This is a genomic window from Caldalkalibacillus salinus (assembly GCF_016745835.1).
Taxonomy (GTDB): domain Bacteria; phylum Bacillota; class Bacilli; order Caldalkalibacillales; family JCM-10596; genus Caldalkalibacillus_A; species Caldalkalibacillus_A salinus.
In genome coordinates this window covers 54,910-77,406 of record NZ_JAERVL010000020.1, presented here as the reverse complement: position 1 = coordinate 77,406, position 22,497 = coordinate 54,910, and the positions used below count along the sequence as shown (strand labels likewise).

21 protein-coding genes are annotated in these 22,497 nt (G+C 42.6%); 19 read left to right on the top strand and 2 right to left on the bottom strand.

From position 1 onward, the window contains the following. Positions 1–94 precede the first annotated feature (94 nt). Genes pfkA through JKM87_RS12740 form a run of 4 tightly spaced genes read left to right on the top strand, consistent with a single transcriptional unit; the run spans position 95 to position 3,670 of the window. Positions 95–1,054 carry a 6-phosphofructokinase gene (gene pfkA / locus JKM87_RS12755; protein WP_202080760.1) on the top strand — a complete coding sequence of 320 codons (960 nt, stop codon included), beginning with the start codon at positions 95–97 and terminating at the stop codon, positions 1,052–1,054. Positions 1,055–1,069: 15 nt separating this feature from the next. Next, positions 1,070–2,824 (top strand): pyruvate kinase, encoded by a 1,755-nt coding sequence (gene pyk, locus JKM87_RS12750; RefSeq protein ID WP_202080759.1) that lies wholly within the window; start codon positions 1,070–1,072, stop codon positions 2,822–2,824. 29 nt (positions 2,825–2,853) lie between these two features. Beyond that, a complete protein-coding gene (locus JKM87_RS12745; protein WP_202080758.1) occupies positions 2,854–3,264 on the top strand; it encodes an acyl-CoA thioesterase in 411 nt (136 codons plus the stop codon). 13 nt (positions 3,265–3,277) lie between these two features. Then, on the top strand, positions 3,278–3,670 hold the full coding sequence (locus JKM87_RS12740; RefSeq protein WP_202080757.1) for an FxsA family protein: 393 nt from the start codon (positions 3,278–3,280) through the stop codon (positions 3,668–3,670). Positions 3,671–3,770: 100 nt separating this feature from the next. Here the strand turns inward: JKM87_RS12740 and dacB are convergent, their stop codons facing one another. Then, entirely contained in the window at positions 3,771–5,273 is a 1,503-nt protein-coding gene (dacB, locus tag JKM87_RS12735; protein ID WP_202080756.1) for a D-alanyl-D-alanine carboxypeptidase/D-alanyl-D-alanine endopeptidase, read from the bottom strand. Between the two features lie 148 nt (positions 5,274–5,421). Further along, positions 5,422–6,534 (bottom strand): sporulation integral membrane protein YtvI, encoded by a 1,113-nt coding sequence (gene ytvI / locus JKM87_RS12730; protein WP_202080755.1) that lies wholly within the window; start codon positions 6,532–6,534, stop codon positions 5,422–5,424. A 334-nt stretch (positions 6,535–6,868) separates the two neighbouring features. On the opposite strand from ytvI, the gene JKM87_RS12725 reads away from it, so the two are divergent. The 15 genes from JKM87_RS12725 (at position 6,869) to JKM87_RS12655 (ending at position 22,465) form a co-directional block, all read left to right on the top strand. Then, positions 6,869–7,333: a DUF441 domain-containing protein gene (locus JKM87_RS12725; RefSeq protein WP_202080776.1), complete on the top strand. Its 465-nt coding sequence runs from the start codon at positions 6,869–6,871 to the stop codon at positions 7,331–7,333. A gap of 115 nt (positions 7,334–7,448) precedes the next feature. Continuing rightward, the gene (gene citZ, locus JKM87_RS12720; protein ID WP_202080754.1) at positions 7,449–8,561 is read left to right on the top strand and encodes a citrate synthase; all 1,113 of its coding nucleotides are present in this window, start codon (positions 7,449–7,451) and stop codon (positions 8,559–8,561) included. A 269-nt stretch (positions 8,562–8,830) separates the two neighbouring features. Continuing rightward, positions 8,831–10,129: an NADP-dependent isocitrate dehydrogenase gene (icd, locus tag JKM87_RS12715; protein ID WP_202080753.1), complete on the top strand. Its 1,299-nt coding sequence runs from the start codon at positions 8,831–8,833 to the stop codon at positions 10,127–10,129. A 47-nt stretch (positions 10,130–10,176) separates the two neighbouring features. Further along, on the top strand, positions 10,177–11,127 hold the full coding sequence (mdh, locus tag JKM87_RS12710) for a malate dehydrogenase (RefSeq protein ID WP_202080752.1): 951 nt from the start codon (positions 10,177–10,179) through the stop codon (positions 11,125–11,127). 273 nt (positions 11,128–11,400) lie between these two features. After that, positions 11,401–11,877 carry a hotdog family protein gene (locus tag JKM87_RS12705; RefSeq protein WP_202080751.1) on the top strand — a complete coding sequence of 159 codons (477 nt, stop codon included), beginning with the start codon at positions 11,401–11,403 and terminating at the stop codon, positions 11,875–11,877. 342 nt (positions 11,878–12,219) lie between these two features. Then, complete coding sequence (locus JKM87_RS12700) at positions 12,220–12,909, top strand: response regulator transcription factor (RefSeq protein WP_202080750.1); 690 nt, start codon at positions 12,220–12,222, stop codon at positions 12,907–12,909. Next, positions 12,902–14,311 carry a two-component system histidine kinase PnpS gene (gene pnpS / locus JKM87_RS12695; protein ID WP_202080749.1) on the top strand — a complete coding sequence of 470 codons (1,410 nt, stop codon included), beginning with the start codon at positions 12,902–12,904 and terminating at the stop codon, positions 14,309–14,311. The genes JKM87_RS12700 and pnpS overlap by 8 nt, the downstream gene beginning before the upstream one ends. A gap of 162 nt (positions 14,312–14,473) precedes the next feature. Continuing rightward, positions 14,474–14,806 (top strand): metalloregulator ArsR/SmtB family transcription factor, encoded by a 333-nt coding sequence (locus JKM87_RS12690; protein ID WP_202080748.1) that lies wholly within the window; start codon positions 14,474–14,476, stop codon positions 14,804–14,806. 22 nt (positions 14,807–14,828) lie between these two features. Further along, a complete protein-coding gene (locus JKM87_RS12685) occupies positions 14,829–16,121 on the top strand; it encodes an arsenic transporter (RefSeq protein ID WP_202080747.1) in 1,293 nt (430 codons plus the stop codon). 145 nt (positions 16,122–16,266) lie between these two features. Beyond that, on the top strand, positions 16,267–16,689 hold the full coding sequence (gene arsC / locus JKM87_RS12680; RefSeq protein ID WP_202080746.1) for an arsenate reductase (thioredoxin): 423 nt from the start codon (positions 16,267–16,269) through the stop codon (positions 16,687–16,689). Positions 16,690–16,968: 279 nt separating this feature from the next. After that, positions 16,969–19,611 carry a DNA polymerase I gene (gene polA / locus JKM87_RS12675; RefSeq protein ID WP_202080745.1) on the top strand — a complete coding sequence of 881 codons (2,643 nt, stop codon included), beginning with the start codon at positions 16,969–16,971 and terminating at the stop codon, positions 19,609–19,611. Positions 19,612–19,629: 18 nt separating this feature from the next. Further along, a complete protein-coding gene (mutM, locus tag JKM87_RS12670; protein ID WP_202080744.1) occupies positions 19,630–20,472 on the top strand; it encodes a DNA-formamidopyrimidine glycosylase in 843 nt (280 codons plus the stop codon). A gap of 132 nt (positions 20,473–20,604) precedes the next feature. After that, positions 20,605–21,291: a sporulation membrane protein YtaF gene (ytaF, locus tag JKM87_RS12665; RefSeq protein WP_202080743.1), complete on the top strand. Its 687-nt coding sequence runs from the start codon at positions 20,605–20,607 to the stop codon at positions 21,289–21,291. A gap of 6 nt (positions 21,292–21,297) precedes the next feature. Then, positions 21,298–21,918 (top strand): dephospho-CoA kinase, encoded by a 621-nt coding sequence (gene coaE / locus JKM87_RS12660; RefSeq protein ID WP_202080742.1) that lies wholly within the window; start codon positions 21,298–21,300, stop codon positions 21,916–21,918. Next, positions 21,902–22,465 carry a lytic transglycosylase domain-containing protein gene (locus tag JKM87_RS12655; RefSeq protein WP_202080741.1) on the top strand — a complete coding sequence of 188 codons (564 nt, stop codon included), beginning with the start codon at positions 21,902–21,904 and terminating at the stop codon, positions 22,463–22,465. The genes coaE and JKM87_RS12655 overlap by 17 nt, the downstream gene beginning before the upstream one ends. Positions 22,466–22,497 lie beyond the last annotated feature (32 nt).

Here is a 22,497-nt window from a genome sequence, read left to right as displayed (position 1 = left end):
TGATAAAGTATAAAGGTATGTCTTGTATGTCTTTATTTATGTATAAAATGATGTATTAACCAATACATATGACGTTTTTAAGAGGTGAGTATAAATGAAAAAAATTGGCGTTTTAACAAGTGGAGGAGATTCTCCTGGTATGAACGCGGCCATTAGGGCGGTTGTACGTAAAGCCCTTTACCACGGTGTACAAGTCAGTGGTATATATAGTGGATACCATGGATTAATGAATAACAATATAGAAACACTTGATGTTGGCTCCGTTGGAGATATTATTCACCGAGGTGGAACCATATTAGGCACGGCTAGAAGTGAGACGTTCAAAACGGATGAAGGACAGTATCAAGCGATTGAAAATCTGAAAGCTAATGGCATTGAGGGATTAGTTGTCATTGGCGGTGATGGTTCCTTCAAAGGGGCTGAGAAGTTAAGTGAGAAAGGAATTGCAGCTGTAGGGGTACCAGGTACAATCGATAACGACATCCCTTGTACGGATTTCACCATCGGTTTTGACACAGCGTTAAACACCGTCATTGAAGCAATAGATAAGATTCGAGATACAGCTACCAGCCATGAGCGTACGTTTATCATCGAAGTGATGGGCCGAGATGCCGGAGACCTCGCACTGTGGTCCGGTTTAGCGGATGGGGCTGAAACGATACTCATCCCTGAAGAAGATTTCACGATCGACGATGTTGTGAGTCGTTTGAACCGTGGCTATGATCGCGGGAAAAAACATAGTATTATTGTTGTAGCTGAGGGTATCGGTAGCGGTATGGATGTAGGTCACCAAATCACAGACAAAACGGGCCTAGAATGTCGTGTGACCGTACTGGGGCATATCCAACGTGGGGGAACCCCAACAGCCTTTGACCGTGTGCTAGCGAGTCGTTTAGGAGCGTATGCCGTTGAGCAACTCCTTCAAGGACAAAAAGGCATCATGGTGGGCTTACAACAGAATAAAGAAGTCGCAACAAATATTTCTGAAGCGTTAGAACGAAAGCATACCGTGGACCATTCTTTATGTAAGTTAGCAAGAGAATTATCCATATAAAAAGGGGTAGGTATAATGAGAAAGACAAAAATTGTCGGGACGATAGGTCCTGCAAGTGAATCGGTTGCATCATTAAAGCAACTTTTTGAGGCAGGGTTGAATGTTACAAGACTTAATTTTTCCCATGGGGATTTCGATGAACATGGCCAGAGGATCCAAAACATTAGACAAGCCATCGATGAAGCAGGCAAAAACGTTGCCATCTTATTGGATACCAAAGGACCTGAAATACGAACGGGTGTCTTAGAACAAGAGCCTATTGAATTAGTAGAAGGCGATACTTTAGTCGTAACAACAGAGGACATCAAAGGTAATGCTAACCGTATCTCTGTCACCTACACGGGTCTGGTGAACGACATTAACCCGGGCTCAAAAATTCTCATTGATGATGGACTGATTGAGTTACAGGTTGAAAAGATAGAGGGCACAGACATTATAACAACGATCCTAAACGGTGGGGAACTGAAAAGCCGTAAGGGTGTTAACGTTCCTGGTGTGTCGGTAAACTTACCTGGCATTACGGAGAAAGACGAAAATGACATTCGTTTTGGTTTATCCCAGGGGATTGATTTTATAGCCGCTTCTTTTGTACGTAAAGCGAGTGACATTCTAGAGATTCGCAAGATACTAGAAGAAGAGGAACAGGAAGATGTTCAGATTATCGCCAAAATCGAAAACCAAGAAGGCTACGACAATCTCGATGAAATTCTAGAAGTGGCAGATGGCATTATGGTCGCACGCGGTGACCTAGGTGTGGAAGTACCAGCTGAAGATGTTCCCCTCATGCAGAAGGCCATGATTAAAAAGTGTAACGAGGTAGGCAAGCCCGTTATTACAGCGACCCAAATGTTAGACTCCATGCAGAGAAATCCTAGACCTACACGTGCCGAAGTCGGGGATGTTGCCAATGCTATATTTGATGGAACGGATGCCGTTATGCTGTCTGGAGAAACAGCAGCAGGCGATTATCCACTAGAATCAGTGAAAACAATGGCCAAAATAGCAGAACGTACAGAGGCAGCAATCGAGTATAGAGAGTGGATGATGCATCGCGATGTTGAGCAGCAGAATTCGATTACCGGGGCTATTAGTCAAGCGGTTTGTAATGCTGCACTAGATTTGGATGCGGCGGCCATTCTCACACCAACTGAAAGTGGCTATACAGCAAGAATGGTGTCTAGATACCGTCCTAAATCTTGCATCATTGCTGTGACTAATCATGAAAAAGTGGTGCGCAAATTAGCACTAGTTTGGGGGGTACACCCTGTCTTAGCCGATCATGTACATTCTACAGATGAAATGCTAGATAGCTCAGTGGATAGTGCCGTTCAAACCGGTTTCGTTAAGCATGGCGATCTCGTCGTGATTACGGCAGGGGTTCCGGTTCGCGAGTCTGGCACGACGAATTTGATGAAAATTCATGTGGTAGGGGATATCGCCGCTAAAGGACAAGGTATCGGTAAAAAAGCTGTAACGGGTAAAGTGGTTGTCGCCAAGGATGCCGCAGAAGCGAAAGCGAAGATGACACCTGGGTCTATTCTTGTCACCGTTGGAACGGACAAGGACATGATTGAATCGCTCGAACAGTGCGCAGCCGTCATCACTGAAGAGGGCGGATTAACGTCTCATGCTGCTGTTGTCGGAATAAACGTTGGTGTACCTGTCATCGTAGGTGTTGATAATGCAACCACCACTTTCAAGGATGGTGACGAAATCACAGTGGATGCTCTACGTGGACATATCTATACAGGTCATGCTAAAGTATTATAAAAGACGTTTAACATGATCAAGGTGATGTCATGAAGCAAACACACGTAAGCACTTTAAGAGTAAGGTATGAGGAAACGGATCAGATGGGTGTTGTTCATCATTCCAAGTACGTGAACTGGTTCGAGGTTGGGCGTACCGAATTCTTACGAGAGCAAGGGATGGATTACAAAGAGGTTGAAACCTTGGGACTTATGCTACCCGTACTAGAAGTGAATGTGAAGTATCATCAACCAGCACGCTATGATGATTTGATTGCCGTGCATACGGCTATCGAGTCCTACAAAGGTGTGCGCATCACTTTTAGCTACGATATTAAGAAAGGTGAAAAACTGCTCGTTTCGGGGCAGACCACCCACTGTTTTACAAACCTTGATTTTCGCCCCACACCCGTACAGAAGGTGAATAAGGAACTGCATCACTTGATCAAACAACTCATATAAAGGAGTTGGATGAATGTTTAAGCTACTCGCATTCCTTATGATTGTTGTTCCAGTCGTAGAGCTATGGTTTCTCATCACGGTGGGAAAATGGATTGGCGCATGGTACACGATTGGGCTTGTGATTTCAACAGGCGTTTTAGGGGCATGGCTAGCTAAGAGAGAAGGACTCCAGACCCTTCAGCTTGTGAGAATGCAAATGACGAGAGGACAGGTACCGGGACAAGCACTATTAGATGGTGTATGTATCTTATTTGGTGGTGCCGTCTTACTCACCCCTGGTTTCTTCACAGATGCTGTAGGCTTTCTATTGTTAATACCGTATACTCGGAACGTATTTAAAGCCTGGCTGAAAAAATTATTTGACAAATGGATACAATCCGGTCGTTTTATACTCATTAGGAGATAAAATAGAGACTAAAAAAGTCCTGTCAATACAGGACTTTTTTAGTGCCTCATAACTAAAGCTAGCCATTCCAAAAGTAATGGGGGTTTTTAACGTCACTCATCTACTGCTCAAGTGTGATGGATGCTAAACGAACAGCGATTTCGTCTTCCAAATCTTTAGGACTGTTGCTCATATAATTGTTAAACAAGACGGCGAAAGTGAGATCATGGCCATCTGCTGTTGTCACATAGCCTGACAATGATGTTTTTGCCGTTAATGACCCTGTTTTTGCGATTACATTACCGTCAGCAGGTGTATCGCCCATTCTGTTACGCAAAGTCCCCCCAACCATACGGTCACTTTCACCCGCAACAGGTAATCCTTCGAGGAAAACGTCATACCAAGGCTCGTCTTGAATAAGATACAGTAATTCCGTTAAAGCCTGAGCTGGAACCATATTGAGATGTGACATACCAGATCCATCTCTTAAGCGGATACCTTCAGCGTCAAGGCCAATATCCTCTAGGTAATCTGACACCACTTGTAAGCCTTTAGGCCAGCTTCCCTCATCATGTACCTGCTTACCCATTTCCTTAATTAATATCTCCGCATGTCCATTGTTACTCAACTTCATGAAGGGGATAAACAACTCTGATAAGGGCATGGATTCATGTGATACCAACGTTTGTGTACCTTCAGGCGTTGGACCTAACGCATTCTCCTTACCCATTATGCGAATGCCCGTCTGTGCTAAAGACTGCTGGAATAAATCAAGGGCGTAACCCGTGGGTTCCCATACACTCACCCATGTTCGGTATCGGAACCCATCTGTCGGCATGGTACCTTCTACGATAATATCATTCGTACCATGTTCACGATATACCGAGATTTTCCTAGGACCACCTTCTTCAACCGTTTCAGTACGATTAATAATATTAACATATTCCGTTTGAGGTACGACTTTAACTTCCGTCGGTTCCTCTATCTCCGAAGCGTGGACCTCCACTATAACCGTTCCTGCATCATAATCATCGTTAGGGGAAGCGCTGAGGGCTGACACTTGTGCGCCGGCGTAACTGCTTTCATTATCCCAAGCTAAATCTTGAGAGAGTCTGACGTCATCATACCAAGTGTCGTCTCCAACGAGATCTCCTTTAACCGATTCGATCCCTTGCTCTTTCAAGGCTTCTGCAAAGTGTTCAAAATCTTCCTTTAATAGTGTAGGATCCCCTTTTCCTTTTAAATATAGATTGCCGTGCAAGACGTTCCCGCGAAGTTCACCATCGGTAAGGACGAGCGTTTCAAAAGTGTGGTCTGGGCCGAGGGTGTTTAGAGCGGCTGCTCCAGTGAGTAACTTTTGATTGGATGCTGGCGTCATTCTTATTTGATCCTGGTGCGCGTACAATATCTCACCTGTCTCAGCCGACCTGACGCTTACACCAGCGAGTGCACCTTTCAACCTTGGATCGTCGAGCACTTCATTAAGTTGCTCAGCCATTGAAGCTTGTGTTTGCGTCTCTGTGATCACCTGATCGTTAGCAGCGTAAGGAGCCACTGGGCTTGAACTTAGAGCAATAACCAATAATAAGGTAAACAATAATGTCATTCTGCGTGTCGGTAACATTAGATTCTCCTCCCTAGTAACCAAATTTGTTTTCCATTATGTTTGAGACTAAGAAGTGAACACAGAAGTTATGATAAAGGACGTTTAATAGGGCTTGTCTTAAAAATGAAGAGGCTAACAAAGCCCCTTCATCGATGTAACAACAGTTTTAAGATTTACCTTTAATAAACGTCCATATATCCTTAAACACACCGGCGCGATGTAACGCACCAAGAATGACCATACTCACAGGTCCTATGATTAAGCCGAGCATGCCGAATAACTTGAATCCGACAAAGAGAGCAATGAGGGTTAGAAGTGGGTCTAATCCCACGTTCGTTCCTAAAATCTTAGGCTCCATCATCTGTCTCTGTATGACAACGATCCCGTATAAAATGGATAAACCAATGACGAGTGAGTAATCGCCATTGATGAATAAATAAACAATCCAAGGTATAAATACGAGTCCGGTTCCTAAGTAAGGGAGTAAATCGACGACACCTATGATCAGAGCGAGGGTCAGAGCATACTCAATACGTAAGATGAAAAAGCCAATCAAAACGATGACGAATGTGATAGATATAAGTGTCAACTGGGCTTTCACAAACCCGAACAACGCTTTCTTTAGATCTTTAAATACAGCTCCCGTTCTATGTCTGATACCTTCAGGAACGATGTTGACATAATTTCGAATATGACTAGGCCAATCTTTACTGATGAAAAACGAGGCCAATAACGAGATAATAAAAGCGGTCGCCATATTAGGGACTGAACCGATAAAGTTTAAGACACCGTTAAAGACAGATTGCACCGCATCCTTACCCATGGTTGCCGCTTGATTGGCCAGTTCCTGGGTTTCTTCTTCAATCGACTGTTGTACATCTGGTTCCAAAGAGCTATAAAAAGCAGTAAATTGGTCATAGAATACAAGTAGATCATTAAGCACAAAGTCTTGTATACGTATGACATATTCTTCAACATAGCCGGGTAAGGTTTCGCTCAGTCTATTAACTTCGGCCACAATTTCTAAAATGACCAGTGTCACGATCGTTGACAGGACAGCTAATAATAATATGATTGCAACCGTGACCGCAAGCCATCGTGGAAACTTGGCCCGCCGCTCTAAAACACTCACAAACGGATTAAAAATTAAGGCAAAAAGTATACCGATAATAAAGGGGTAAATCAAAGGGAGAACATAATAAGCTACACCAAGTGCTGCCACGATAGTCAATAAAACAATGATAGATCTGAGTACTGCAAGCCAAAACGATTTGCTCATACAATGCCCCCTAAAATAAACCTTTACTAATGTAAATTTTACCTTTTTTTATAGTAAAGCACAATGTTTATCATTATTTTTTAGCATCGAGTGAGGTGTTTAAAAGTGATAACGAGCAGTATTCCCTTTTGGTTTTATAGGCATGATGATTAGAAGGATATTCAGTAGAGAGACATCACTCATCCAAGCGCATGCACTAAAGAAGACAATCGATAAAAAATATGCTAAAATGTATTAAAATACACCTGACCAAGCTATTGGCAAATAAAGTAAACGATTTCATATTGGTTATATTTTATCTCACCTTAGTTTGAACAGAAAGGAAGCGACTCCATTGCCACTCTCTAGTCCTTCATTGTTTTTACTATTACTGCTCATTATTGGATTAATAGGAAAAAATCAATCCATTATCATTGCGGTGCTATTCTTGTTTTTCCTGCGCATCACAGGTTTAGGACAAAAAGCTTTTCCGTTTCTTGAAGGACAGGGGATTAATTTGGGTGTCACTGTCATTACGGTTGCCATCCTTGTTCCGATAGCCACGGGGCAAATCACGCTTTATGATTTATGGGATTCAATGAAATCGACATATGGGGTTGTGGCACTTGTATCCGGTGTTGCCGTTGCGATGCTTGGTGCTTATGGTGTACGTTTACTCTCAGATGACCCGCAGGTCACGATGGCTTTAGTTCTGGGAACAATTTTAGCGGTCGCTTTTTTGAAAGGGGTCGCCGTGGGACCTTTGATTGGAGCTGGAATTGCTTATCTTTTAATGAAAGCGATTCAACTGATTGCCTGAACAAACGTTCACAAACACTGTCAAATAATTTATACTATTATGTAGAAAATCCTACCGGAGCGTAGATTTCTATATGTTGACAGTTGGATAGATTAAAGAAAAGGAGAGATGCCTAATGAGTACTCGTGGATTAGAAGGTGTTGTTGCTGCTGAATCTTCAGTAAGTTCAATCATTGATGGCGTACTGACGTATCGTGGCTACAATATTGACGATCTGGCAAACCATGCTAGCTTTGAAGAAGTCATCTTTTTACTGTGGTACGGCAAATTGCCAAACACAAGTGAGCTTGATCAATTAAAGAAAGACTTGTCAGAGAATGCTTCCATTCCACAGGAAGTAATTGATCAAATTCGCTTGTTTCCTAAGAACATCCATCCGATGGGAGCCCTTCGTACGGCTGTATCTGCTTTAGGATTATATGATGAAGAAGCAGAAGTCATGGACGAAGCAGCAAACCATCGTAAGGCGGTTCGACTTCAGGCCAAGATAAGCACGATTGTGACTACCTTTGCTAGATTAAGAGAAGGCAAAGAACCCGTTGAGCCACGTTCAGATCTGGGATTCGCAGCCAACTTTTTATACATGCTTACTGGTGAAGAACCTTCAGAGATATCGATAGAAGCTTTTAATAAAGCACTCGTTCTTCATGCTGACCATGAATTCAACGCATCTACCTTTACTTCTCGCGTCACTGTTGCCACTTTATCAGATATATTTTCTGGGGTAACAGCTGCAATTGGCGCTTTAAAAGGACCATTACACGGTGGAGCGAACGAACAAGTCATGTCTACTTTGGAGAAGATTGGGGAAGTAGACAAGGCAGAAGGTTATATCCTAAATGCTCTAAGCAACAAAGAAAAAATTATGGGCTTTGGACACCGTGTATATAAGGACGGCGACCCGCGTGCGAAACATCTAAAAGAAATGTCTAGACAGCTGACAACACTTACGGGTGAAACAAAATGGTATGAGATGTCCTTGAAAGTAAATGAAGTGGTAGAAAGAGAGAAAGGACTACTGCCAAATGTAGATTTCTACTCCGCATCGGTCTACCACAGCCTTGGCATTCAACGTGACCTATTCACACCGATCTTTGCTATCTCACGTACCTCTGGATGGATTGCGCATATCTTAGAGCAATATTCGAACAACCGTTTGATTCGTCCACGTGCGGACTATGTAGGACCGCAACAACAAAAGTATATCTCTATTGATCAACGTTCATAGATAGCGAAAAAGTAGATTTTTTTTTCAAAAAGTAAGCGTTAACGTTTACCAACATTTTCATAGATTGATAGAGAGCCATCCTATACTCTACAGAAAGTCATGCCGTCATCCTGTCTTAACTACGGAGTATAGGGTGGTTCGAGCGCGTTATTGACCTTGACTATGACCTTATCGAACTTAATTTAGTGCAAGTCCTTACGTCTAGACTTTTTTTTGTTAAAATAAGATTAGTGTCAAAATTGTTAAAAGTGTAATGGAGGGAGAAAATCATGCCTAACTTCAAGCAGTTTCAACCACCTACTCAAGGGGAAAGAATCAAAGTAGACACCAAAGGGAATCTAATTGTCCCTAATAACCCGATTGTCCCATACATAGAAGGAGACGGTACGGGTCCTGATATTTGGGCAGCCGCATCCCGTGTCCTTGATGCCGCTGTTGAGAAAGCCTACAACGGAGAGAAAAAAATTGCCTGGTATGAAGTTTTTGCCGGTGAAAAAGCAAATAACACGTACCAATCTTGGTTACCTGAAGATACACTCGAAGCGATTCGTGAGTATTTCATCGCGATTAAAGGGCCGTTGACGACACCGATTGGTGGCGGATTTCGTTCATTAAACGTTGCTCTCCGTCAAGAGTTGGATCTCTATACTTGTTTACGCCCTGTACGCTATTTTGAAGGTGTTCCTTCACCCGTACGTCAACCCGAGCTTGTAGATATGGCGATTTTCCGTGAAAACACAGAAGACATCTATGCGGGTATTGAATGGCAAGCTGGGTCTGAAGAAGTGAAGAAGGTCATCGCTTTCTTACGTGATGAAATGGGAGTAGATAAAATCCGTTTCCCTGAGACTTCAGGCATTGGGGTTAAACCAGTATCCTCTGAAGGTACAGAGCGACTCGTTCGTGGCGCTATCGACTATGCATTAGAGAATGGCCGTAAGAGTGTCACGCTCGTTCACAAAGGGAACATCATGAAGTTTACTGAGGGCGCCTTTAAGAACTGGGGTTATGAGTTAGCAGAACGCGTATACGGAGATAAAGTATTCACTTGGGCTGAATACGACAAGATTGTGGAAGAGAAAGGTCGGGAAGCAGCAGATCAAGCGCAAGCTAAAGCAGAAGAGGAAGGGAAGATCATTGTCAAAGATGCGATTGCAGATATCTTCTTACAACAAATCCTCACTCGCCCGGCTGAGTTTGATGTCGTGGCAACAATGAACCTTAACGGTGACTACATTTCTGATGCACTAGCGGCTCAAGTTGGTGGTATCGGGATCGCACCGGGTGCCAACATCAACTATGATTCAGGCCATGCTATCTTTGAAGCAACGCACGGTACAGCACCAAAATATGCAGGCTTAGACAAAGTGAACCCTTCTTCTGTCCTGCTCTCTGGAGAATTAATGCTTCGTCATCTTGGGTGGAAAGAGGCAGCTGACCTTATCATGCGTTCAATGGAAAAAACGATCGCTTCTAAGGTTGTCACATACGATTTTGCTCGCCTAATGGATGGTGCAACGGAAGTGAAATGTTCTGAGTTTGCTGATGAACTCATCAAAAATCTCTAGGATTTAGCCTCTCAGAGGAGACAAAAAAGAATAAGGGAGTTGGTTAAGTGGCTATTCAACGTCGAAAGGTTTCAGTCATTGGTAGTGGTTTTACAGGGGCAACAACAGCCCTTATGTTAGCTCAGAAGGAATTAGGGGATGTCGTATTAGTCGATATTCCACAAATGGAGAACCCAACAAAAGGTAAAGCATTGGATATGGCCGAAGCGGGACCTGTCCAAGGGTATGATGCCAATATTGTGGGTACCAGCAATTATGAAGATACGGCCGGTTCAGACATCGTTGTCATTACAGCTGGGATTGCGCGTAAACCTGGGATGAGTCGTGATGACTTGGTTAATACGAACGCATCCATTATGAAGTCTGTGACTGAACAAATCGTCAAATACTCTCCAGACTGTTTAATTGTTGTCCTTACGAACCCAGTCGATGCCATGACCTATACCGTGTACAAAACGTCTGGATTTCCGAAGCACCGTGTCATCGGTCAATCCGGTGTGTTAGATACTGCTCGCTTCCGCACGTTTGTCGCTCAAGAACTAAATGTGTCCGTTGAAGATGTGACTGGATTTGTTCTAGGTGGTCATGGTGATGATATGGTACCCCTTGTCCGTTATTCCTATGCGGGTGGTATACCTCTCGAAAAGCTCATCTCTAAGGACCGACTTGATGCGATCGTTGAGCGTACGAGAAAAGGTGGCGGAGAAATCGTCAACCTCCTTGGCAATGGAAGTGCCTACTACGCACCAGCAGCATCTATTGTGCAAATGGTTGAGGCCATCCTAAAAGATAAGAAGAGAATCCTACCTTCTATTGCTTTCTTAGAAGGTGAGTATGGATTTGACGGATTATATCTAGGCGTACCGACCATTTTAGGTGGAGATGGAATTGAAAAAGTCATTGAACTTGATCTCACAGAGGAAGAGAAACAAGCGTTAGGAAAGTCCGCCGATTCAGTTCGGAACGTCATGGAAGTACTCAAAAAAGGCGAGAACTAAAAAGCCGAAAACTCAATCCATTCTCACACAGGTGAAACTGGAAGAGAAGACTCCAAGGGCAAGAACCCTTGGGGTCTTTTTTTGCAAAGGTGGAAGATGGTGAGCCCTGCGAAGCAACCTATGAGCGAAGCTCGAGTGGCGAAGGAGGGGTCATCATCAAAACCTGGGTACTTTACGAATGGTACAGAACGTGGTATGATTTGAACAAATTATTGTAAGCGTTTACAAAACTTCTGAGGTGTATCATTTTAGGAAAGCTAAGGAGGCCGAATTATGCTACTTGGAAAAAAGAGACAAGTTGGACAGTATATAGACCGCATACAGGTGGGCGATTTGTTTGAAATTAATCAAAAAATAGACGACAAAGATATACTCGTATACCTAGGGTTATCAGATGATATTAACCCCATGTACATCCAGCACAGCTACACTGAACAAACCTCTTTTCAAAAACCTATTGTTCCCCATGTTATGCTGATTGGTTTACTCTACAGCTGTATTAATAAACACGTTCCAGGCCCGGGCTCAGTCATCCTGTCGACAAAAGTAGACTACCCCGAAGTGCTTTATCATTACGCTGACATACATATCAAACTAGAGGTTATTGCTTGCGATACGGATGCTAACGAAGTCACATTCTCTACGCGAATTGTTGATCAAGACCAAAGAGTTGTACTCACAGGTAAAGTCAATGTTTCTCCTCCTAAACCTTTGAAACCTCTTCCCCGCCATGCATTTGATAACTTTTAAAAGATTAAATTAAACTCACCCTTAACATAGAGGGCGTCTATCAAGCTTGAACCTTCAAGTACAATCATGCTTTATATTTCAAAGAATACTACATGAGTTTGATATAAATATATATCCCAATGAAAAGCAACCTCGAAAGGTTGCTTTTGTGTGTCAAACGATTTACACACGCTTAAACTTTTCTTAACAGTGCTGTAACGTATTTTTGATAAAATGAAATGAAACAGTCAAATGAGCACAAGTTCTTTTCATTATGATCAAAATGTGATAAGAAAGAAGATAAACATAAAAGTGATATGGATCAGTAGATAATAAGGAGAGTAGAAGTGGGGAGGACTTGAGATGGCGCAAAGAATATTAGTGGTGGACGACGAACATTCGATTGTAACCTTATTACAATTTAACCTAGAGCAAGCTGGATACCAAGTTATTACGGCTTTTGACGGTGAGGAAGCGCTTGAAAAAGTGAATCATGAATCACCTGATCTCATGGTTTTGGATCTTATGTTACCTAAATTAAACGGCATCGACGTGTGCAAAGAATTAAGACAAAGACAACTGACGATACCGATCTTAATGCTCACAGCAAAGGATGAAGAACTAGATAAAATCCTAGGCTTGGAATTAGGGGCTGATGATTATATCACAAAGCCTTTTAGCCCTAGAGAAGTGGTGGCTCGTGTCAAAGCTATACTAAGACGGTCCCAAAATACGGTCGTGGAGGACAAACCAAAGGCGATAGAAATAGGCAAACTTATGATATATGAAGAACAATATGAAGCTTATTTCCGGGGAAAAGAATTAGACCTTACGCCAAAGGAATTTGAATTATTACTTTATATGGCCAAGCACGTGGGAAGGGTGCTCACAAGAGAACAACTTCTAAATGCCATATGGAATTACGACTTTGTCGGTGATACGAGGATTGTAGATGTACATATTTCTCACCTTAGGGACAAAATGGAGGCCTCATACATAAAAACGGTACGTGGCTTAGGATATAAATTAGAAGGAAATGGTAAACGTGAATAGTTTATTTTTACGATTAACAGCCTCGATCTTACTCATTATCGGGCTGAATCTCATCGGTCTGGCTTATTTTATCGGTGAGACTCTTATAGAAGAGGTAACAGATAAAGGTAAATACTATATTATTGTTAGTTTTGTCATCTCATTTGTCTTTCTCTCTGTTCTCATATATCACCTCATACGTAAGACCATGAAACCGGTGGATGAAATCACTGCTTTGATCCAAGACCTGACTAAAGGTTATTATTGGAGAAGAATCTATACGCAGGAAACGGGCAATGAGTTACACGCCCTTTCGGCAAACACCAACGAATTAGCCCAACAGTTGCAGAGAACGACAGAAGAACAGGTCGTCAACGAAAATCGGCTCCAAGCCCTCATTAGACATATGGCAAGTGGTCTCATGTTTATCAATCATAAAGGAAGAGTGGCCATCACCAATGAGAAAGTCAAGGACATCTTACAATGGGAACAAGATTACGTCAATTTGATTTACTACGAGGCCCCGCTCCCGGAAGATATTATCACCATGGTCAAAGATGCCTTCGCCAAGGATCATGAAGTGAAAAATCAATTAACGATGAATCAAGGGATACACCGTAAAATAGTTGAGTTATCCGTTGCACCCGTGAAAGACCTAGAAGGTAAAACGAGAGGCATTGTCCTTCTTTTTTATGACATTACAGATTTGAAAAAACTAGAGCAGGTCAGAGCAGACTTCGTAGCCAATGTGTCTCATGAGTTAAAGACCCCTTTAACGTCTATAAAGGGCTTCTCTGAGACTTTATTATCAGGTGCGATGTATTCAGAGGAACATCTCAAAGCGTTTCTTGAGATTATTCACAAAGAGTCCGATCGTTTGTATCGGTTGATCCAGGATTTACTGCATTTATCCCACATCGAACAGAACAGATTCTCCATTAAGTGGGAAAACGTAGATATCAAGCAAGTGCTCGAGGATTTAAAACCATCTATGCTAGAAAAGGCAAAAGAAAAAGAGATCAATCTCCAGATGACATATGAACAGGATCAAGTTTATATGATCAAAGCTGACCGCGACCGTCTCTATCAAATATTGCTCAATCTCATCACGAATGCGATTAAATATACATCACCACAAGGGCAAGTGACCGTTGATATTAACCCTTGGAAGGACAAAGGTTACAGTGTCGACGTTAAAGACACCGGTGTGGGAATCAAGGCGGAAGAGATCCCACGTATATTTGAACGTTTTTACAGAGTAGATAAGGACAGAAGTCGTGAATCCGGTGGAACAGGATTAGGTCTGGCGATCGTCAAACATCTCGTGGAGGCGCATCATGGTGAGATTGACGTCCAGAGTGTAGAAGGTGAAGGGAGTGTATTTACAGTCCATTTTTATCGTCATCCAGTACTAAAGGATTAGTGTAAAAGTAATGTCATTAAACGACTGGTTTAAAGCGACTTAGTTACTGAAAGGGAATAGCTAATGCATGAGAGATTTCAGTCAACATCTCAAATTCCACTAGTATATAACCATATAGTTATATTATAATAAGATGCAAGATGAAGAAAGGTGGAGTTGAAAGTGTCCATAGAAACGCTGGCTAAGAGATTTAAGGCTCTAGGAGACCCCACGCGATTAAAAATGGTGGCCCTTCTTAATCATAGGGATTTTTGTATATGTGAGCTAGTACCGATTTTTCAGATCTCGCAACCGGCTATATCAAAACATATGCATCGGTTAAAAGAAACAGGATTAGTACGAGAGGAACGGCGTCGGCAATGGGTGTTTTATTCCTTGAATAGGGATGTCTTACATGACACAACGCAGTTCTTACATGATTTACCAGATATGACACAGGCTATTCAAGCCTTAAATGAAAATGGCATGCTCGTATGCCAAGAGGATGTAGACTAATTGTGAGATAAGGAGTGCTGGTATGACTACGATTGCAATAATCGTTTTTTTAATCACTTTGTTGTTTGTTATTTGGCAACCGAGGAATCTTTCCATAGGCTGGTCTGCGATGGGAGGTGCGCTGCTGGCCCTTTTATTGGGAGTTGTCACTTTTCAAGATGTGATTACGGTGACCGGCATCGTTTGGGACGCTACGTTAGCGTTTGTTGCCATTATATTAATATCTCTTATCTTAGACCGTATTGGACTATTTGAGTGGTCTGCCTTGCATATGGCTCGTCTCGCCAAGGGTAGCGGGAACCTTATGTTTGTTTACATTGTATTATTAGGCGCGCTAGTGGCTGCCTTCTTCGCCAATGACGGTGCGGCATTGATTTTAACGCCTATTGTTTTAGCCCAAGTCCGAGCCTTACAGTTTAAGGAACAAATGGTCATACCCTTCGTTATGGCCAGTGGTTTCATAGCAGACACAACATCCCTTCCCTTAATTGTGAGTAACCTCGTTAACATTGTGTCAGCCAACTTTTTTGACATTGGGTTTATTGAGTATGCAACCCGCATGATTGTTCCTAACTTTTTTGCGCTAGCAGCAAGCTTAACTGTATTGTATATCTTTTTCCGTAAAGGGATACCCAAAGAGTACAGCCTATCACACCTTAAACAGCCTCGTGAGGCCATAAAAGATCAACGATTGTTTAAATTATCATGGTATATTCTCGGTATATTGCTCGTCGGCTACTTAATCACTGAATCCTTCCATCTCCCTGTTTCAGTTGTCGCGGGTACAGTGGCTGTTATTTTTATGCTGGCAGCTAGAAACAGCGATGCCATGAAAGTCAAAGAGGTCGTCAAGGGTGCACCTTGGGCTGTCGTTGTCTTTTCCATCGGTATGTATGTGGTTGTCTACGGCTTGCATAACGTAGGATTAACGGAAATGTTAGGTCAGTGGCTGCAGGTGGCCGCGGACCAAGGGTTATTTGCGGCTACGATGGTCATGGGATTTGTTGCCGCTATTCTCTCCTCCGTGATGAACAATATGCCAACCGTAATGATTAATGCTTTAGCGATTGAGGGGACGACGGCCACAGGAATGGTGAGAGAAGCACTCATCTACGCCAACGTGATCGGGTCTGACTTAGGACCAAAGATTACACCCATAGGGTCATTAGCAACACTATTATGGCTACACGTGCTCGCTCAGAAAGGGGTTAAGATTACATGGGGGTACTACTTTAAAGTCGGTGTGATCTTAACGGTGCCAACCCTGATCGTAACCTTGATGGGTCTTTATGTATGGTTGCTCATCATCGGTTGATGCAGCTGCTACGTATGGTAAAGGGTTGCTCATCATCGGTTGATGCTGCTGTGTATGATTAAAGGTAATAAAAGAAGAGGAAACCAAAATCATTTAACTTTAGGAATCATAATACTAACATCTCCAAGGAAAGGAATTGATAAAGATGTCAAAACCGCTCGTTTATTTCTTGTGTACGGGTAATTCATGCCGTAGTCAAATGGCTCACGGCTTTCTAGAAGCAGTAGGTGGGAACAAATACGAGGTTAAGTCGGCGGGTTTAGAAGCACATGGGCTTAACCCTCGAGCTGTACAAGTCATGAAAGAAGCTGATGTTGATATCACGGACCAGACTTCAGATGTGATTGAACAGCAAACATTACAAGAGGCGGATTATATCATTACACTTTGTGGTCATGCAGACGAACATTGCCCGGCGGTAAATAACCCTAAGGCTAAGCGTTGGCACTGGGGCTTTGATGATCCAGCCCAAGCACAAGGGTCGGAAGAAGAAGTCATGGCCAAATTTCGCGCCGTTCGAGATCAAATCAAGGGCCGCATCGAAGCATTTGTACGTGAAGGAGAATAATAACAAAATGACAATCACCCATACATCATACTTTTTCCCTATGAAAAGGTATGATGTTTTTCTATAAAATAAAAAAAATGGTTATCCCATTCATTAGGTCACATGATTAAATTTAGTAGTGAGAAGAGCGATGACCTCTCACGACAAAGAGGTGTTTCAGATTGTAGAAGAACTTCTTCTTTGTTAGGACAACTTTCCTCTCGTACTTTTGTTCGGCCCCTCTAGTTGGTATAATGTTAGTAAGTAAATGATAACCCAATAACCAGGATAGGTGAGAATATGTCCAATAATAAATTGATACTGATCGACGGTAATAGTATTGCCAGTCGAGCTTTTTATGCTTTGCCACTGTTAAGCAGCGAAAAAGGCGTATACACCAATGCTGTTTACGGCTTTACAACAATGCTTTTAAGAATATTAGAAGAAGAAAAGCCTACACATATCCTCGTCGCATTTGATGCAGGAAAAGTCACGTTCAGACATACTGATTACAAAGCGTACAAGGGCAAACGCCAAAAATCCCCTAATGAGCTATCTGAGCAGTTTCCGATCATCCGTGAGCTCTTAGATGCGTTTTCAATTGAACGTTACGAATTAGAAGGCTATGAAGCGGATGATATTATTGGGACGCTAACGAAACAAGCGGATACTCAGGGCCTCACCACAAAAGTGTTTACTGGAGATAAGGATATGCTCCAACTCGTATCGGAGCACACCCATGTGGCACTGACCAGAAAAGGGATTAGTGAAGTGGAATACTACGATTTAGAGGCCCTGTACAATAAGTATGAACTGAAACCCAACCAAATTGTTGACCTTAAGGGGTTGATGGGTGATGCCTCAGATAACATCCCTGGCGTTCCTGGGGTAGGTGAGAAAACGGCGCTAAAACTACTCCATCAATTTGAAACGGTTGAGAATGTCTACGAACATTTAGATGGGGTGTCCGGGAAGAAATTAAAAGAAAACCTAACGAACCATAAAGATGATGCTTTTATGAGTAAGGATTTAGCTACCATACTCAGGGAAGCCCCGTTAGAAGTCAATATTGAACAAGCAAAGTATGACGGTTATGATGTCGAAAAAGTGGTTCCTTTGTTCAAGGAATTGGAGTTTAACTCTATACTTGAACGAGTTGGAGGAACAGTTGAGGAAGAAGAAGATCTAGAAGAATATGATATCATCACCATCACAGAACAGGAACAAGACCAGTTGGACAACGCCCTAGTGTCACCAGCAGCTTTGCACGTCGAAATTTGGGACGACCAGTATCATCAAGCGCCCATCTATGGGTATGCCATCCGTAATGAAAAAGGTCATTTCTACCTTACCCCCGAAGTGGTAAACAATCCAACGTTCAAGGCTTGGTTAGAAAATCCTGACCAAGAGAAGTGGGTTTATCATGCAAAACGGACACAAGTTGCCCTTAAGTGGAAAAATATAGACCTACAAGGGGTCACGTTTGATCCTTTCCTGGCTTCCTATTTACTCAACCCGTCGGACTCAGGCTACAACATTCAAACAATCGCAAAAGCCTACGGTAATATCACGATTAATAGTGACGAACAATTTTATGGAAAAGGGGCCAAGCGCCAGCAACCGGAACAAGGTGATACGTTGACGCAACACGTGTCTAATAAAGCAGAAGCTGTTTACCGTGCTAAGGATCATTTAGCTGCTAAGTTAGAGGAACACGAGCTATCATCGCTGCTAAAGGACTTGGAGTTGCCCCTCAGTCAAGTGTTGGGTCAGATGGAGTATGAGGGAATCAGTGTCGATATTGATACCCTCCACCAGATGGAAACAGAACTACAGGAGCGTCTGGAAGGCTTAACGAAAGAGATTTATGATTTAGCTGGTACCACGTTTAACATCAACTCACCTAAGCAATTAGGAGAGGTTTTGTTCGAAAAGTTGAACTTGCCGGTCATTAAGAAAACAAAAACCGGATACTCCACCAATGCTGATGTGTTAGAGAAGCTCGAACCTCAACACGAAATTGTGGGCAAGATCCTTCATTATCGTCAGCTAGGGAAGTTACACTCTACCTATATTGAAGGATTACTAAAAGTGGTCCATGAAGACACGAAAAAAGTGCACACCAATTTCCAACAAACGATTGCCGCGACGGGCCGACTCAGTTCTACCGATCCTAACTTACAAAATATACCAATACGTTTAGAGGAAGGGAGAAAAATAAGAAAGGCCTTCGTCCCAACCCGTGACAATGCCGTGATTCTTGCAGCAGACTATTCACAGATAGAATTACGGGTTCTAGCCCACATTTGTGGAGATAATGAATTGATCAAAGCGTTCAACGAAGAAATGGATATTCACACGAAAACGGCCGTTGATGTCTTCCATGTGAGTGAAGATGAAGTCACATCCCTTATGCGTAGAACAGCTAAAGCTGTCAATTTCGGTATCGTATACGGTATCAGTGATTATGGCCTCTCTCAAAACCTCAACATCACGAGAAAAGAAGCAGGACAATTCATTGACCGATACTTCGAATCATATCCAGGCGTTAAACAGTTTATGGAAGACGTCGTGCAACAAGCGAAGAAAGACGGGTATGTGACCACGTTGTTACACCGTAGACGATACCTACCCGAAATTAATAACCGTAATTTCAATAGGCGTAGTTTTGCAGAAAGAACGGCCATGAATACACCCATCCAAGGCACAGCAGCCGACATCATTAAAAAGGCGATGGTTCATATGGACCAACAGTTGAAAGAAAACAATCTCAAATCAAAATTACTCCTACAAGTTCACGATGAACTGATCTTTGACGTACCGAAAGAGGAAGAGGAGCAGATGAAGGCACTCGTCACTGAGGTCATGGAATCTGCCATGTCTTTAAGTGTACCGTTAAAAGTGGACGTCAGTGTTGGAAACACATGGTATGACGCTAAATAACAGAAGGGAAGAAATACAGTGCCAGAGTTACCAGAAGTTGAAGTTGTAGCCAGAACACTAGCCCCAGAAATTGAGGGCAAAACGATTACAGATTGTGATATTTACTGGCCGCGTATCATTAATTACCCCGATGACAAAGAAGAGTTTAAAACGCTGATAAAAGGTCAGACATTTGGACGTATCAGACGAACGGGTAAATATTTACGTATAGAAGTCGGCGAGCATTATGAGCTCGTTGTACATTTTCGCATGACGGGAAAGTTTCAGATGATTAAGCCAGAGGAAAGAGAGCAAAAACATCTTCACCTTTTTTTTCACTTAGAAAAAGAGGAAGAGGGACTAGCATACATTGACGTACGCAAGTTTGGCGATATTTTCCTCGTTCCTAAGGGTGAGTATCAGCAGATTAAGGGACTATATCATGCGGGGATTGACCCATTGTCAGACGCTTTTACTTTAGAAGCTTTACAGGAACGATTAAGCTCTAGAAAGCGCCACATAAAAGCCTTGTTACTTGATCAGTCTGTCTTTACTGGTTTAGGCAATTATATATGTGATGAAGTCCTCTGGTTTGATGGCGAACAGGGGGTTCATCCTCAGCGGTTATCGCATACCTTAACCCCAAGAGAACAAGAAGGCATTTACCGTCGTATATTAGAGGTCATACAACATTCCATCACATTAGGTGGCAATAGCTTTAGAGATTTTACTTACGGTGAAGGCGTCAAGGGTGAATTCAAACGTATGCTTAAGCTATACGCTAGGAAAGGAGAACCTTGCTTCAATTGTGGAACCCCTATTGAAAGAATCATTGTGGGGGGACGCTCGACACACTACTGCCCAAACTGCCAGCGTTTATAGCGTCAGGGTAGGTCGCAGTGACTCAAAGCCAAAGATGAAAGGATAATATGTAAGTCACAATATAGTCCTTCGCCCATATCATAAAAGAAGAGTAGAGAAAAGCTCTGATCAGATGTGGAGGAGGAACCGTAAGTGATACAAATCGCTTCCTTACTCGTGTTATCGTTCGCCGTTAGCCTAGATAGCTTTGGCGTCGGCATCACATATGGGTTAAGAAGAGTGACCATTCCGCTAAAATCTATATTCATTATTGCTATTTGCTCCGGCACATCGATCGTTCTTGCGATGGCTATGGGGCAAGGGATGAGCTATATGATCTCTCCACAAGTAGCAGAGATGATCGGTGGATTCATTTTAGTGATGATTGGCATATGGGCGCTGTATAATATATCTAAACCGAGTAAAGAATCTACTGATGCTCGGTCTGATGCTAAAGATCATTCTGGCAACAATGAAGCTACTGTAGCACAAGAAGTCAGTAAAGTATGGACGATTGAAATTAAAAAGCTCGGTATTGTGATTCATGTGCTTCGAAAACCGATGATGGCCGATATTGATCGTTCTGGCGTAATTTCTGGGGTAGAAGCCTTCGTCTTAGGCATCGCTTTGAGTTTAGACGCTTTCGGTGCAGGCATCGGTGCTGCTTTACTAGGCTATTCCCCTTTGGCCACAGCTTTGATTATGGCCACAATGAGTAGCTCATTTGTATACCTTGGTTTAAGGGTAGGTGCCGCTTTTTCAACGAGGGAATGGATGGCTAAACTCAGCTACATTCCAGGTGTGATACTCATACTATTTGGACTAATTAAGATTTTTTGATGGAGGATGCGTATGGTCATTGGATTGACAGGCGGAATTGCAAGTGGTAAATCAACGGTCTCGAGTATGTTAAGCGAACTCGGGGCCGTTGTGATAGACGCTGACCAAATTGCCAGAGAAGTGGTGAAACCTGGGGAGCCGACTTTAGAAGCCATCGTAGACCAGTTTGGTATAGAAGTCATACAACGTAATGGCCATTTGGACCGAGAAAAGTTGGGAAGTATGATCTTTCATGATGCCCAAAAACGCTCAGCTCTAAATGGGATTATCCATCCAGCCATACGTGAACGAATGACCGAACGAAAGCGACAAGCCCAAGAGAGGGACGAAGACTTGATTGTTTTAGACATCCCCCTTTTATTTGAAAGTGAACTTACCTACTTGGTAGAAAAGATTCTAGTAGTATATGTGCCTGAGGACATTCAGAAGCAAAGACTTATGCAACGTGATGAGATAGATGAGCATACAGCCTTAGCAAAAATGGAAAGTCAAATGTCTATTGAGGAAAAAAAGGACAAAGGACATGCTTACATAGATAATAGTGGCACCAGAGAGGAAACAAAAACACAGCTTTTAAAAATATTACAGACGTGGGGATACGTGAACAACGATGAGACTAAATCGTAAACAATGGATCTATATCATATCGCTATTTATGCTATTCTTAATATTAAATTCCGATTTCTTTTGGAAAACGATGTATCCAATCGCCTATCAAGAAGAAGTACAGGAGGCAGCAGAGTATTTTGATGTTAATCCGTATCTCGTCCTCGCTATTGTTCAAACGGAGAGTAATTTCAGGCAAGACCGTTTATCCTCGAAGGGAGCGACAGGCCTTATGCAGTTAATGCCTGATACAGCTGATTGGGCAAATGAAGAAAGCGGTCTTAACAAATCCCCTGAAGCGTATCGTCTCAATGCGAGGTCTAACATACTGTTAGGCACTTGGTATATCTCTTATCTTTTAGAAAAATATGATGGCGATATGGTAAAAGCCGTAGCGGCTTATAATGCGGGGCAAGGCCATGTCGATCGTTGGCTAGATGATGGCATTTGGGATGGGTCCGAGTACCGCCTAGATCAAATTCCATTTGGGGAAACAAGACATTATGCAGCGCGTGTGCTTTACTATCTCAAGCGTTATGAAGACATATATGAGTACCCTTTTGAATAGGAGAACGCGGAGGATGCGGTGCAACCTCTGTA

Excerpts from the sequence above, each read along its gene's own strand:
- pfkA (WP_202080760.1), top strand. The coding sequence starts at position 95 with ATGAAAAAAATTGGCGTTTTAACAAGTGGAGGAGATTCTCCTGGTATG.
- pyk (WP_202080759.1), top strand. The coding sequence starts at position 1,070 with ATGAGAAAGACAAAAATTGTCGGGACGATAGGTCCTGCAAGTGAATCG.
- JKM87_RS12745 (WP_202080758.1), top strand. The coding sequence starts at position 2,854 with ATGAAGCAAACACACGTAAGCACTTTAAGAGTAAGGTATGAGGAAACG.
- JKM87_RS12740 (WP_202080757.1), top strand. The coding sequence starts at position 3,278 with ATGTTTAAGCTACTCGCATTCCTTATGATTGTTGTTCCAGTCGTAGAG.
- dacB (WP_202080756.1), bottom strand. The coding sequence starts at position 5,273 with ATGTTACCGACACGCAGAATGACATTATTGTTTACCTTATTATTGGTT.
- ytvI (WP_202080755.1), bottom strand. The coding sequence starts at position 6,534 with ATGAGCAAATCGTTTTGGCTTGCAGTACTCAGATCTATCATTGTTTTA.
- citZ (WP_202080754.1), top strand. The coding sequence starts at position 7,449 with ATGAGTACTCGTGGATTAGAAGGTGTTGTTGCTGCTGAATCTTCAGTA.
- icd (WP_202080753.1), top strand. The coding sequence starts at position 8,831 with ATGCCTAACTTCAAGCAGTTTCAACCACCTACTCAAGGGGAAAGAATC.
- JKM87_RS12705 (WP_202080751.1), top strand. The coding sequence starts at position 11,401 with ATGCTACTTGGAAAAAAGAGACAAGTTGGACAGTATATAGACCGCATA.
- JKM87_RS12700 (WP_202080750.1), top strand. The coding sequence starts at position 12,220 with ATGGCGCAAAGAATATTAGTGGTGGACGACGAACATTCGATTGTAACC.
- JKM87_RS12685 (WP_202080747.1), top strand. The coding sequence starts at position 14,829 with ATGACTACGATTGCAATAATCGTTTTTTTAATCACTTTGTTGTTTGTT.
- arsC (WP_202080746.1), top strand. The coding sequence starts at position 16,267 with ATGTCAAAACCGCTCGTTTATTTCTTGTGTACGGGTAATTCATGCCGT.
- polA (WP_202080745.1), top strand. The coding sequence starts at position 16,969 with ATGTCCAATAATAAATTGATACTGATCGACGGTAATAGTATTGCCAGT.
- coaE (WP_202080742.1), top strand. The coding sequence starts at position 21,298 with ATGCGTATGGTCATTGGATTGACAGGCGGAATTGCAAGTGGTAAATCA.
- JKM87_RS12655 (WP_202080741.1), top strand. The coding sequence starts at position 21,902 with ATGAGACTAAATCGTAAACAATGGATCTATATCATATCGCTATTTATG.